This window comes from Rhizobium atlanticum, from assembly GCF_030182485.1.
GTDB lineage: Bacteria > Pseudomonadota > Alphaproteobacteria > Rhizobiales > Rhizobiaceae > Rhizobium.
The window spans coordinates 31042-44356 of the sequence record NZ_JAQJCJ010000012.1 but is presented as its reverse complement, the minus strand read 5'-3'; the positions used below and the strand labels follow the sequence as shown (position 1 = coordinate 44356).

The 13315-nt window shown below is 58.6% G+C and carries 11 protein-coding genes; 7 read left to right on the top strand and 4 right to left on the bottom strand.

Annotated elements, in window-relative coordinates:
* Nucleotides 1-20: 20 nt before the first annotated feature.
* From PH551_RS18150 to PH551_RS18140, 3 genes are read right to left on the bottom strand one after another with little or no spacing between them, the layout of a single operon-like run.
* The gene (locus PH551_RS18150; RefSeq protein WP_285194078.1) at nt 21-1265 is read right to left on the bottom strand and encodes a glycosyltransferase family 4 protein; all 1245 of its coding nucleotides are present in this window, start codon (nt 1263-1265) and stop codon (nt 21-23) included.
* Nucleotides 1262-2608 (bottom strand): glycosyltransferase family 4 protein, encoded by a 1347-nt coding sequence (locus PH551_RS18145; protein WP_483315428.1) that lies wholly within the window; start codon nt 2606-2608, stop codon nt 1262-1264. The genes PH551_RS18150 and PH551_RS18145 overlap by 4 nt, the downstream gene beginning before the upstream one ends.
* Nucleotides 2608-3345, bottom strand: a complete 738-nt coding sequence (locus PH551_RS18140) for a Crp/Fnr family transcriptional regulator (RefSeq protein ID WP_085779244.1) — start codon at nt 3343-3345, stop codon at nt 2608-2610. Before PH551_RS18140 ends, PH551_RS18145 begins: the two co-directional genes overlap by 1 nt.
* 456 nt (nt 3346-3801) lie before the next feature.
* On the opposite strand from PH551_RS18140, the gene PH551_RS18135 reads away from it, so the two are divergent.
* The 5 genes from PH551_RS18135 (at nt 3802) to PH551_RS18115 (ending at nt 10302) form a co-directional block, all read left to right on the top strand.
* The gene (locus PH551_RS18135) at nt 3802-4503 is read left to right on the top strand and encodes a sugar transferase (RefSeq protein ID WP_221113589.1); all 702 of its coding nucleotides are present in this window, start codon (nt 3802-3804) and stop codon (nt 4501-4503) included.
* Nucleotides 4504-4616: 113 nt separating this feature from the next.
* A complete protein-coding gene (locus PH551_RS18130; RefSeq protein ID WP_285194076.1) occupies nt 4617-6374 on the top strand; it encodes a GumC family protein in 1758 nt (585 codons plus the stop codon).
* Nucleotides 6371-7393: a glycosyltransferase family 2 protein gene (locus PH551_RS18125; RefSeq protein WP_285194074.1), complete on the top strand. Its 1023-nt coding sequence runs from the start codon at nt 6371-6373 to the stop codon at nt 7391-7393. Before PH551_RS18130 ends, PH551_RS18125 begins: the two co-directional genes overlap by 4 nt.
* A 4-nt stretch (nt 7394-7397) precedes the next feature.
* Nucleotides 7398-8774 (top strand): polysaccharide biosynthesis/export family protein, encoded by a 1377-nt coding sequence (locus tag PH551_RS18120; RefSeq protein ID WP_285194072.1) that lies wholly within the window; start codon nt 7398-7400, stop codon nt 8772-8774.
* 61 nt (nt 8775-8835) lie between these two features.
* Nucleotides 8836-10302, top strand: a complete 1467-nt coding sequence (locus PH551_RS18115; protein ID WP_085779248.1) for a hypothetical protein — start codon at nt 8836-8838, stop codon at nt 10300-10302.
* Between the two features lie 134 nt (nt 10303-10436).
* On the opposite strand, the gene PH551_RS18110 is transcribed toward PH551_RS18115, so the two are convergent.
* Nucleotides 10437-10736, bottom strand: a complete 300-nt coding sequence (locus PH551_RS18110) for a hypothetical protein (protein WP_285194069.1) — start codon at nt 10734-10736, stop codon at nt 10437-10439.
* A 302-nt stretch (nt 10737-11038) separates the two neighbouring features.
* On the opposite strand from PH551_RS18110, the gene PH551_RS18105 reads away from it, so the two are divergent.
* Nucleotides 11039-11950 (top strand): glycosyltransferase family 8 protein, encoded by a 912-nt coding sequence (locus tag PH551_RS18105; RefSeq protein ID WP_285194068.1) that lies wholly within the window; start codon nt 11039-11041, stop codon nt 11948-11950.
* Between the two features lie 59 nt (nt 11951-12009).
* A complete protein-coding gene (locus PH551_RS18100; protein ID WP_285194067.1) occupies nt 12010-13128 on the top strand; it encodes a glycosyltransferase family 2 protein in 1119 nt (372 codons plus the stop codon).
* Nucleotides 13129-13315: the final 187 nt, after the last annotated feature.

Below are 13315 nucleotides of genomic sequence, written 5' to 3'. Positions count from 1 at the left end.
CGCAGCTCCGGCCCCTGTTCTCAGCCCGGCCGTCTTCTCAGGCCCTCTGCGGATCGGTCGCCTCGGGCGGAAAGCTGTTGCTCAATGAGATCGGCCAGACGATCGCGGAACACGGCGGAGGAGAATTTCAGCGAGTGCGCGCGGATCGCTTGCGGATCGATATCGTCCTCGATTTCTTCGAATGCTGCCATCGTCTCCAGCAGCGCTTCCGTCGTCTGTTCGGCAAAGCGGAAGCCGACCTGCGGCGACGAAACGGTTTCCCTGGCGCCGCCGGCGTCGAAGGCGAGAACCGGACGGCCCGATGCCATGGCTTCCACTGGCAGGATGCCGAAATCCTCGGTGCCCGGAAACAGCAACGCGCGGCATCGCGACAGGTGGTCGCGCAGCACGTTGAAAGGCTGATGACCAAGGAACTGAACGGTCGGTCCGGCGATCGACTTCAGATAGGACAGCTGTTCTCCCTCGCCGATCACGACGAGCTTCCGGCCGGCCTCGGTGCAGGCGCGGACCGCAATATCAGGCCGCTTGTAGGTCGTCAGCTGCCCGGCATAGAGATAAAATTCGCCTTTACCCTTCCCCACCGCAAAGTCATCGGTCGCAACGGGCGGGTGGATGACGACGGATTCCCGGTCATAGAAGCGCCGGATGCGGCTTGCGACATAGTCGGAATTGGCGATGAAGGTATCGACGCGCGAAGCTGTCGTCACATCCCAGGCGCGCAGCATCGGCGCGGTGATCGACATCAAGGCACGACCTACCCAAGGCAGGCCATGACGGTAAACGTGGAATTGATCCCAGATGTAGCGCATCGGCGAATGGCAGTAGCAGACATGCAGCGCGTCGGCGCGCGTGATAATGCCTTTGGCCGGCCCGGATTCGCTCGACAGCACGAGATCGTAATCCTGCAGATCGAACTGCTCGAGCGCGAAGGGCATCAGCGGCAGCATCTTGGTGTAATGCCGCTGCGCGCCGGGTATCTTCTGCAGAAAGGAAGTGCGGATATTCCGCGTCTTTAGAAAGTCGCTGATGCGGTCCCGGTTGCAGACGAGGGTGAAGATGTCAGCCTGCGGAAACATGCGGCACAATTCTTCGACGACCTTCTCGCCGCCGCGCATCGAGACGAGCCAGTAATGGACGATAGCGACGCGCAGTTGCCCGGTCTCCTTGACGCTTCCTGCCTCGGCCAGGCGTCTCTTCGACATCACCGGCGCATCGCCGAGAAATGCCCTTGCGTCGGAAAGAGAGGTTGTTGCTTTGAAGGTCAAAGGAACGCTCCTTGTGTTGCCACACCGTCTGTCAGCTCGGGAACCGCATTCGTCGAAAGCAGCCTGCAATATTCGGCAAGGAGCGCGTCGCGCCATTGCTCATGCGTCGAGGCGAGATCCGGAGACATCAGGAAAGCCCTCTCGCTCATGGCGCGGATTTCATGCCTCGGCATTTGGCTAAAACGCATCAAGGCATCGGCAAAGACGATCTCATCACCCGTGTCGCAGGCGAATGCCATACCGGCCTGCTCCATTTCTTCGGCAAGGAATGCGTTGCGCGACATGATCACGGGGAGGCCGCTCCTCGCCGCTTCGATCGCCACGAGGCCGAACGGTTCGGGATAACGCGAGGGCATCAACAAGGCCCGCGCTTTGCGGATCGTGGTGCCGATCTCCGCATGCGATTGCCAGCCGACGGTCCTGACGTGATCGCCGGAAGCCTCAACCAAACCCCTCAGCGGCCCGTCACCGATCACGCAGAGCCTGGCACCCGCTCTTCGCGTCGCGGCCACGGCGTCCTCCACACCCTTTTCCTCATCGAGCCGTCCGATGAAGACGAACTCGTCGTTCGCCTCCGCCTCGATGCGCTGTTTCGACAGGGGAGCGACGGGATTGCGGATCGTCGTCAGCCGGTCGGGCCGATAGCCGGCGCCGACGAGAAAGCTCGCCATTTTCTCATGCAGCAGGATGATCCGGCCGAAATCGGCCTGCGCCTTCAAAAGCCTGAGGATATTCGAGCCGCGGGCGACCCGCCACAATTTGTGCGAATAACTTCGCTTGTCGCACGCCGTCGCAATGCAGCCCGCACCGAGCGGACGCCGAAGGCAGATCTCTTGCGCTTGGTAATCGAAGAAGGCGCCATTGGGGCAGGCGGTGAAGAAGTCATGGGCGTGAACCAAACACCGTCCCGCGACCGGAGCCAGTGCTCGGAAAAGCGCCGGTGACAGTATCTGATGCCAGCCATGTACGTGATAGACGGTTTTTGCCGTATCTTCTGCGGCAATCCAGTTGGCAACCATTCGGGTTGCCGCCCCATTATGAATGCCGGTCACGAAAGCCTTCGCGCGGTCGGCGCTCAGCAGATCGCGGCTGTTCAAGCCAACCATGGAGACACCAAGCGCAGCAAGCTCCGCGTTGGCCGCGTCATCCCCACAAATATAAGTGACGGGGATATCCAGGCCTCGAAAAAGTTTGGCTGACAGGACCGCCAACCCTGTTGCCCCGCCCCTGGCCACCGAGTAGTCGTCGATGACGACCACGCGATCGATGCTTGGTGTGCCGCCGCCGGGAAAGCGGCTGGCATTTGCGGCGAATCCGTGGACATCGGAAAGCGACGGGTGCATCACTTCACCGAAAACGCGCCATTTACACAGGCCTCAAGCGCCTTGCGATTGAGAATTCTGATCTTGCCCTGCCCTCCGTCGATGATCTTGCATTCGCGCAGGCGCCGCAGGCACTGATTGACCTTCTCGCGGGACGCCGGCAGCGTTGCAGCCAGATCATTTTGCGAGATAATCACTTCGTCGCCGCTGTTTGCGGCATCTTTTCCGTAAACAGCCGAGAGCCGCAGCAGCGTGCTCGCCAATCTTGCCTGCAGCGTCGACGCCGCATTGGCGATGATCCTATCTTCAAGCTCCGAGATACGCGCCAAGGCCCTGGAGAAAACTTTTTCGCGGAAGTAAGGATCGCTGGCATACATGTCGCGCAGCAGCCGGCCTTCGAAGAAATGCAGCTCGCAATTGGAACCGGCTCGGTATTCGAGGTTCAACGTCTGCCGGCGCAAGACTTCAAGCTCGCCGATCAGACCTGTTTTCGGAATGATTTCGACGATGAATTCCCTGCCGTCAGGCAGCATCGTGCTTGCACTGACCAATCCCGAATGCACGCGGGCGAACATATCGACAAGGACGCCGGCGCCGGCAATGACCTCGCCACGACGGAAACGCCGTACGCTCGAGCGGCATGAAAGAAATTCATCTTCGATAACGATACCACTGTTGAGACGAATGCCGCCATTGGTCGAAATCGCGGCCTTGCCGATGCCGAGTCTGCGATCTGATGCATGCGTGATCCCGTCCATGCACTCCACTCCAGTACGAGAATGACTCAATAAATGCTGCACTGCACCAATTATCTTGGATTAGTACGTTAGTCAAATAACATCAGCAAAGCGTGACAAAATTTCAAGTCTATATCAAATTAAAGTCTCAATCCCTCAAAAATTTGCGGCGCAAAGGTCAAAAATTCATCGTTCTAACTAGTATACATGCACACAAAGAGACTATTTTGATCAAAAACAATCAACGCGTTAAAAGCAACATCAGAACTACGATATCGAATATTAGAGAATATTCATCTTAGTAGAGATTACAGAACCACTTAAAAGAATTGATGACACAGCTAAGCGATCGGAAATCTCTTATTCATGGTGGTAGCATAAAGAATTAATTAAGAATTATGACCTTGGTAACAGACAATCAGGGTGCGGCGCAGCAAGCTTTGAATGGTTCTTGACGGCAATTTTTTGGAGGCCGCGATGACATGGGAAGCACACAGTTTTGAGACCTGGTCGCGCGTCGAACGGACGGCAAAGGGCGGCGAGTTACGGGAGTCCCAGCCTCGTTCAGTGGGCAGGTCGGCGAAGCGAGCTATCGACCTTGTTGTCGCGATCACCGCGCTGGTCTTGCTCTCCCCGCTTCTGCTGATCGTGGCATTGATCGTGAAGCTGTCCGACCGCGGCCCCGTCTTGTATTCCCATACACGCATTGGCTTTGGCGGCGCGCCCTTCGGATGCATGAAGTTCCGGACGATGAAGACCGATGCGAGCGCTCAGCTTGCCGAACTGCTGCAGAACAACCCGGCGGCCCGCAGCGAATGGGAAGCAACGCGCAAGCTGAAGAACGATCCGAGGATTACCGCAGTCGGCGATATCCTCAGGCGCTCGAGCATCGACGAGCTTCCCCAGCTGATCAATATCGTGCGCGGCGAAATGAGCCTCGTCGGACCCCGCCCGGTCACAGCCGAGGAATTGCCGCGCTACGGTGAACATATGTGGGCCTATATGGCAGTCCGTCCGGGACTGACCGGTCAATGGCAAACCAGCGGGCGCAACGACGTCAGTTACGACTACAGGGTTTCTCTCGACGTCCACTATCTCAACAATTGGTCGCTCGCTCGAGACTTCGTCATCATCGCCAAGACCATTCCTGCGCTGTTTTCCCAGCGCGGATCGTACTGAGCGTTCAGGGGGCCGCCGACCGTGCCCGAGATGGGGCGATGCGCTTCTCCTCGTCTCCTCCTAGCTGCCATTACCTGGTTATTCCTTGATTTCCCATTCCGGATTAGCACGACATGACCTCCAGCACGATCTTCAGCGGTGTCTCTCCCATATCCCTGCCTGCAGCAGCCACAGGCGGCGGGAATTCGCCGCTGACGCTGCGGGATATGCTCTTCTTTTTGAAAATGCGCTGGCATTGGATCGTCGTGACCACCATCGCTCTCCTGGCGATCGCCGGAATCTACCTGCTGACCGCCGAACCGACTTTCGTCGCCAGCACGCAGCTGGTGATCTTCCCCCAGGTGAGCGGCTCTGAAGCACAGAGAGCGTTCGCGGAAGATGCATTCATCGAAGGACAGCTGGAGATCGCCAGATCGAGCGATGTCGTCGGCGGAACGGTCGCAGCACTTGGTCTTGTTCACGACCCGGAGTTTGTCGATCAGACGCCTTCCCTGCAGGACAGAGCGAAGAATTGGTTGATGGGGCTTTCATCGCAAGCGGATATTCCATCGCAGGATACGGCGGGCAAGGGAGCGAGCGAAGCGCAACCGCGGACAGAGGAGGAACGGCTCCAGGACTGGGCAACCGCCAAACTGCTGAACATGATGGACATCCGACGGATCGGAAACTCGATGATCATCGAGATATCAGCTGCGGCATCCAACCCTCAGAAGGCCGTCGACATCGCCGACACGCTTGCCAGACAGTATATCCAGAAGAATATCGCGATGAAAGCCAACGCCGCCCGCCAATACAGCGACTGGCTGGCGAAATTCATAGCCGAGCAACAGCGAGGGCTGGCGGATACCGCCAGCGCCCTCGCCAGTTTCACGAGCAATCCACGCGACCAGGCCAAGCTTGCGGAGCTACAGAGCGCGACGGATGCCCGCCGAACCCTTTATGAAAGCACCTTGAACCAGCTGACCGAAGCCAGGCAGCGCATCACTTATCCGATCTCCGATGCGACGATCGTCTCGCAGGCCACGCTGCCTCTTTCGAAGGCGAGACCACGCAGTACGCTCATCGCAGCCTTTGCGGCGGTTGTCGGCCTCGGTGCCGGTCTCGCACTCGCGATGATAAGGCACGCCAGCGACCGCCGGCTCGTCCGCCCGCATCAGATCACGGAAACCTGCGGTCTGCCCTTCGTCACAGTGCTGGCGACATCGAAAAGGATTGGGAACGGCGACCCGGCTCGTTTCCCCGCGGGGACGGACAGCAGCAGAGCCGCCTACCCCCCTATTCCTGGCATGGCGGAGCTGAGCGCAACGGTCGTCGGACTTCGGCGCAAGCGCCGGATCGTCATCGGAGTGGTCGCCGTCAATCCAGGCAGCGGAACATCGACCATCGCAAGTGATCTTGCTGTGCTGTCATCGGTATCTGGAGCGAAAACACTTTTGATTGATGCGGCCGCGCATAAATCATCGCTCAGCAACGCGCTCGCGCCTCATAGTTCCAGCGGTCTCGTCGATGTCCTCGACAATGGCGACCTCATTCAGACGGCCGCCTTGCCGCTCACCCCGACGCTGAAGTTCCTGCCGCTCGGCAAGGTGGATACCGTAACACCGGCCATTCGCCTGAGTTCCCGCCGCACGGAATTGAGCTTTGCCGAGCTGAAAAAGCAGTTCGACGCCATATTCGTCGACATTTCCGCCTTCTCCGCGTCACCGGATGCCAACGCCATCGCGCCGGAGCTGGACGGCGTCTTGGTTGTCGCCTCGTACGGACGCACATCGATCGACGACGCCATGCGCGTCATCGACACGATGCGGAACGTCGGCGCGGAGATCCTCGGCGCAATCATCAATCACGCCCCGAAGAGCATGCAGTCATGACCGCCCGTTCGGCAGAAACGTCCAGGCAGGGCGACCGGATCGCACCGACGATTGTTTCCCACGACACGGAAGCAATAGCGCCGCTTCCGAGCCAACCGTTGCGGATTGCCATCGGAATTGCTTCGGCGGGGCGCCCTTCGATCCTGCTGGAAACGATCGAATATCTCGCCGGCTTGCCGGATCAGCCGCAGCGGTTAATCGTCTGCGTGCCGGGGATCGACGACGCCGCCGGGCTCGCCGGCCGCCTCGATGTGGAAGTCATTGTCGGCAGTCGTGGCCTGACCTCCCAGCGCAACACGATCATCCGGGCAGCCGCGGTCGATACGGATGTCTTGATCTTCCTGGACGACGATTTCATTCCCGCGGCAACCTTCCTGTCACGAATGATGGCCGTCTTTGCAACAAAACCTGACGTCGCGATCGCTACCGGCGAAGTCCTGGCGGACGGCGTCCTTGATGGGGGGCTCGACATGTCGAAGGCCCTGCAGGTTCTTCACATTGCCGGCGAAGGGTCCGATCGGGTTACGGATGTCTATAATGCATACGGGTGCAATATGGCGGTTCGCTTGGCCCCCGTCCTCGAACACGCACTGGCGTTTGACGAGCAACTGCCGCTCTATGGCTGGCTTGAGGACGTCGATTTCAGCAGGTCCATTGCCCGCTACGGCAGGTCCGTGCGCGTTGAAGGCGCCCGCGGAGTGCATCTCGGCGTTAGGTCCGGGCGGCAGCCTGGCCGGAGACTCGGCTATTCGCAGGTTGCCAATCCTATCTACCTGATCCGCAAGGGCACGATGTCGAAGACCCGCGCGATAGCGCAGATCGGCCGCAACATCCTGGCGAACGCATTGGGCATAGTGTTCAACGATCGCTTGGTCGACCGATGGGGCCGTCTGAACGGCAATTTGCTGGCGATCGCCGATCTTCTTGCCGCGCGCTCCGCACCGTCCCGCATTCTCGAATTCGGCAATCCGCCGTCCCGCGCAATGGCGTCGCCGCCTATCGCAACGAAACGGAGATAGATCAATGCAGTCCACATTCTTGCCCGATCGCGTCGTCTCCGCACTCGCCTTGCTGGTTTTCTGCTGCATGACCGGCTGGAGCGTCGCCTGCGCGCAAACTTTCACGCTCGTGGCGGAAGACAAGGTCAGACTTCGTGTCGTCGAATGGCGTTCAGCGGATTCCCGCTATGCCAGCTGGGAAGCTCTCGATGGCGTCTATACCATCGACGATACTGGTGATTTGTCGATCCCGATCGCTGGCCATGTACAGGCGTCTGGAAAAACATCCGAAGAACTCGCCGATGCCATCGCCAGCGCGCTCGCCGAAAAGGCGGAACTTCCTGGCAAGCCATACATCGCCGTGGAGGTTGCCGAGCATGCTCCGATCTTTGTGACCGGCACCGTTCAAACTCCGGGACGCTACCCTTTTGAACCGCGGATGACGGTCATGAAGGCCATCAGCATCGCTGGCGGCTTTCTGCGGGAAAGCGAGGACAATACCTATTTCGAGCGCGACCGGATTCAGGCAGCCGGGGCCTTTCGGACCGCCGTCCTCAACCGGCGGGATCTCCTGATGCGGCAGGCGCGGCTGCGGGCGGAAATCGCCGGTGCGCAGAGTTTCGAGATTCCTGCCGAACTCGTGGGAACGCCCGACGTCGACAAGCTGAAGGCACAGGAATTGAACCTGATGCGGCTGCGTCGCGTCGATATCGATAGCCAGATCGAAGCGGCGAATGACCTCGCCCGCCTCTATGGTCAGCAGGTCGAGTCGCTCGAGGCCAAGATCAGTTCGCAAAAGCGGCAGATTGACCTTGCCCAAAAGGAACTGGACAATGTCAACAGCCTAGTGAGCAAGGGGTTGGTCAGCAATTCCCGCCAGGTGTCTGTCGACCGTTGGGTTGCGGATGCCCAAGGTACCCTGATCGATCTCGAAGTTGCGCTGACCACGGCTCGGCAGGGCCTCAGTGAGGCCGACCGTTCCAAGATCAATATCGTCAATAGGCAGAACAGCGAAAACCAGGAGTTGCTGAATCAGGTCAACCTCGCGATCGGCAGAGCGGCGATCGATATCCAGGTGGCGCAGCTTCTTGGCGAGCAGGCCGGCTACGACGCTCAACTTGCTCAGATGAACACGGAGGCGCCGGGTATTGGCAGAGCGCAGAAGAACTACAGGATTGTGCGTCGCAATAGCGATGGAACCTCCAGCAACATCGTTGCCGACGAGCAAACCGCATTGCTGCCGCATGATCTTGTCGAGATCGGTTTGGACACCAATCTTCAGGCGACGACTTCGCCTATACGGCCCCTACCCCAGGCCCAGAGCTCGACACTCCCGTCGTCTGATGTGGCCGGCGATGATCGAGCGGGTCACGGTTGGATATCCCAGACGGGCTCGAATTAGGAGGCGCGATGATGATCAGCGACGACAGCTGGCGGCTATCGCCTCGCATGGGATTTGACGCATGTCGATAGAGCCACTCGGTTTCATCGTTCTCCTGCTTGGCCTCCTCGCCATCGTCAATGGCGCTCGTTTTGCAGTGACGACCCTCTGCCTGTTGACGCTGCTGGGAGCCGCGGCGGCTCTGCAATTGCCGGCGCTCGGCGGCAGCAGTATCCAGCCAAGCCATCTTCTGCTCCTGTTTATCGTCGCCGCCACCTTGTTGCGTCCAGTCCAGACCCAAGCGGCGCTGGCGAGCATCGCTTATCCGGGGCCTGGCTTCTGGTTTGCCGCCTATATCCTGTTTTCCGTCCTGTCGTCTTTCTTCCTGCCGCGCATTTTTGCGGGCGCGACCCTCGTCTACTCCTCTGCGAGAGATGCGACCGGCATGATGTCGACGGTGGCCGCCCCCTTGTCGCCAGGCTCATCCAACCTTAGCCAATCTGTCTATCTGCTCGGCGATCTCGCCTGCTTTGCCATGGTCTCGGGGCTTGCGAGGCTCGGATATGCACGCTTCATCGCACAACAGTTGATCGTCGCGTCAATCGCATGTTTTGCTTTTGCCTTGCTCGACATCGGAACGTTTTTGACCGGACAGTCCTACCTGCTCGATGTCATTAGAAACGCGAATTATACCATGCACACGGCCGAGACGATCAGCGGTTTCAAACGCATCGTCGGCGCCTTTCCCGAAGCGAGCATATACGGGACGGTCGCACTGGCCTACTTTTCATTCACTCTTCTGCTCTGGCTGGAGCGTGTCCGAAGCCGCATGGCCGGCATGGCAACGCTTTTCATCGGCCCCACGATCCTGCTCTGCACGTCGACAACCGCCTATATCGCCGGGCTCTTCGTTGTCTGCATGCTCGTGCTTTTCTGCTTCAAACGTATGATTGCCGGGTCGGCTAAGAGCTCGCATATGACTTTCCTGGCGATAACCCTCTTCCTGATCCCTTGCGCCATCGTAGCCCTCAGCCTTGTCCCCGATGCGTGGGATTCGATCACGAGCCTCGTCAACACCACCCTGTCGGACAAACTCCAATCGCAATCCGGCGAGGAGCGTACCGCTTGGAACACGCTGGCTTTGATCGCATTCGTCGATACTGCAACCTTCGGCGCCGGGCTCGGAACTGTTCGAGCGTCAAGTTTCATCGCCGCATTGCTGTCCAACGTCGGATTGACCGGCACGCTTCTCTTCGCCGCCTTCCTGTACAGCCTCGTCAGAGCCCCCAGCCGGCAGGTCTCGGGCGATCGGGAGACACATGCGATCGGAAACGCCGCCATTATGGCAACGATCTCACAGATCGTCTCTGCGGCGATTTCAGGAAGCGGCACCGATCTTGGCCTGCTGTTCAGCACCACGGCGGGTTTGGCTGCCGGTTGCCTGGCCGCTCCCTATGTCTCGCAGCATCGAGTGACCCGATCTGTCGCAAATCGGCATCGACCGGAGGCATCGGCATCTCTGAGGAGAGCGCCGGTGTTTGCAGCGTGATGACCCCAGCTGCGAATTTCGTTCAAGGCCAAAAGCCGCTGCATCCGTCAGGAAATACCGGCGTTGGAACGCGGGAGGAACGCGGTTCCGCACCACGGTCCTCGGAAGGACGCGTGGCCGGTCGTGTTTCAACATCAGCCCTGCTGGCGCTCGCTGGTGGGTGCTATGCTATCGGCGGCGGAATTGCTTTGCCGCAGCCTGGCGCTACGCCGCGCAAAACCCGACAGGAAGACGCCGGCGAGATAGCCGATCTCCATGAGCACGAGGAGAGCGAGGCCGGAAGCGATCGCTGCGATCAGCAAGGAGCCGTCGGCGAATGCCAGGCTGCCGAAGCCGATAGCCACAAGAATTGCGAAAATCGCGAAGGCCCAAGCGCGGATCGAAGCGCCGGCGGCTATCGAAATCACGGCCGCCACCAGGGTGGTGATCAGCATGGCCATCTTCCTTCCCTCTGCATTTCGACAAGGACCCTGGCACCAATCGTCCTGCCACGGTTCAAGATATCGAAGCACAGTCCTGTGATAGGCACGGCTTTCTCCATGACGAGCGTCTCAACAATGGAACACACAACCGGAGGCGGGACGCTGTTTCAGCAAACGAGCGGTCCTGCGATCCGCAATATATACCCGACCGGACTGTCATACGACAGGTCAGCCGGGTCAATCAACAACTGCTCCCTCAACCCTGAAGAGAGCAGCCATTCACTCGCATTCAAGACAACCGGAAGGGTGATGACATGAACAATCAGTGCGTTGTCTACGTCACGGATGTGGAATATTCATTTCCGACTATCCTTTCCGCGCTTCAGGCTCGCAAATTCGCAAGTTCCGCAACCGACGTTTGCGTGCTTATGTCTGAACGTCTCGACAATTTCGGCGAGTTGAAGGCCCTGCTCGCCGCGAGCGGCGTCGAATTGGCGGATGCGACCGACGCACTGCAGGATTCGCTCGGCAAGCTTGACAGTTCGCACTTTCAGGGGCGCATCAGCGTCAGCACGATGGCCAAACTAGTCCTTTGCGAGATCCTGCCCACCCATTACAGCCAGATCATCTATCTCGATGGCGATACCCAGATCGTCAGCGATCTCGGCAAACTCGAAAACGCCAACGTGCCTGAAGGCCGGTTTTTCGCGGCCCGCGATTACACGGCAATCCAGGACTTCCTCAACACTGGGAAGGACAACCACTACTTCAATGCAGGGGTCCTGAAATTCCATCGCAACGGCTGGATCGGACAGGAGGCGCTTGAGCTTTTTGCCAGAAATCCCGAGGCTTGCGAGGGCAAACATGATCAGGGCGCATTAAATTATGTTTGCGGTTCGTCGCTCATCCTCGTGTCCAACCGCTGGAACTTTCCCAAGCAGTTTCTGCATCTGGTGAACATGTCGTCACTGGCGATCGTCCACTATATGGCGCATCCAAAGCCATGGCATGGGACCTTCTTTCCATGGACAGATCGTGAAAGCCAAGTCTATGTGGATCTGCGCAAAGCCCATCCGATTTATAACGCGCTCTATCGCGGAATAAGCCTCGATCGGAAGATACTCTATAAATATCGGTCGCTACGGGCACGCCTCGAACACGCAATCGAAAGGAACGGCGCCCACCCGCGGGTTCAGAACCTGCTGGTTGGCGACTACGCAGTATGATGACGCATACTGGTCCGACCCAACAAATAAAGATCCGCATATAGAGCTCAGGATTGAAGATGAGTTATCGGGCTTCCGTCGCCAGTATCTCGCATTACGCAAAAGCCCGCCTGCGCCGGTCACTCAAAGCTCGGCAAGTTCGCTATGACGTGCTGCGCAGTGGGCTCAGACAGGCCCGCCACGTCGTCATCTGCGTCATCCGTGACGAGGGCCATCGGCTGGCATTCTTCCTGCAATATTATCGCAATCTCGGTTTCGAGCACTTCATCTGCATCGACAACGGCTCGGCGGATGGAACGGCAGAATTGCTGTCCGGTTTCGACGATGTCTCGCTTCTCTCGGCTCATGGCTCCTACAAGGCGGCAAGGTTCGGAAACGACTGGATCAATGAGGTCATCAACCGGCACTGTCAGGAGAAATGGGTTCTTTATGTCGATGCAGACGAGTTCCTGGTCTACCCGCATTGCGACACTCGGCCAATCGATCAGCTGACCGCCTATATCGAATCCACCGGCGGTCATTCCCTCCGCTCGGTCATGATCGACATGTACAGCGAGCGTCCCGTTCTCGAAAACATATGTGAACCCGGCCGCAACCCGCTCGAAGTCTGCAATCTATTCGACCGGTCCGGCTACGTCGCACATTTCGACGACCGCAACAGGACAACGTGGATCAAAGGGGGCGTCCGCGGACGCATCTATTTTCGCGATCGGCTCTGGGACGGGCCGGCGCTCAACAAGATCCCGCTCGTATATGTGACAGGTGAACGGCTGTTTCTCAAATCATCACACCAGGTCTGGCCGCTCTCCCTGAATCTGGGCGACATGCGCGGCGCGATTTGCGTATCCGGCGCGCTTCTCCACTTCAAATTCCTATCGACCTTCGTGCACAAGGTTGCCGATGCCGAGCATCTTTCTCAGCATACGGAAGAATACACTGTTTACTCCGCTGACAAGGGGATGGGCGGCTTCGTCTGTGACGATACAGGCACTTACGCAAGCTGGAGGGACTTGTCCGATCATGGGCTCATTCAAGGCGAAGGCTGGAAATATTGGAAGAATGTCTCCGGGGACGAAATCGAAACAGTCCAGCAGAACATGCCTGGTTCAGCGCAGCGACATCCGCAGAGAAGGCATGAAAATCGCTACGACCCCGCCTCCCTTGGATCGGCATCGTGACCGAACCTGGTAGCCGCCAATACGGCTCTATCGGACTTTCCGCCGTTCCGCTCGAAGCTTAGGGGGCAAATCTAAATCGAACGGCTCGACTGAAGCGTCACACGGTATGACTGCTTGAGGCATCATGCGATGGCATAAGCCCAGCATCAGCATTAAGCATTCAGAGCCGCTGTGACGGCAAATCGCG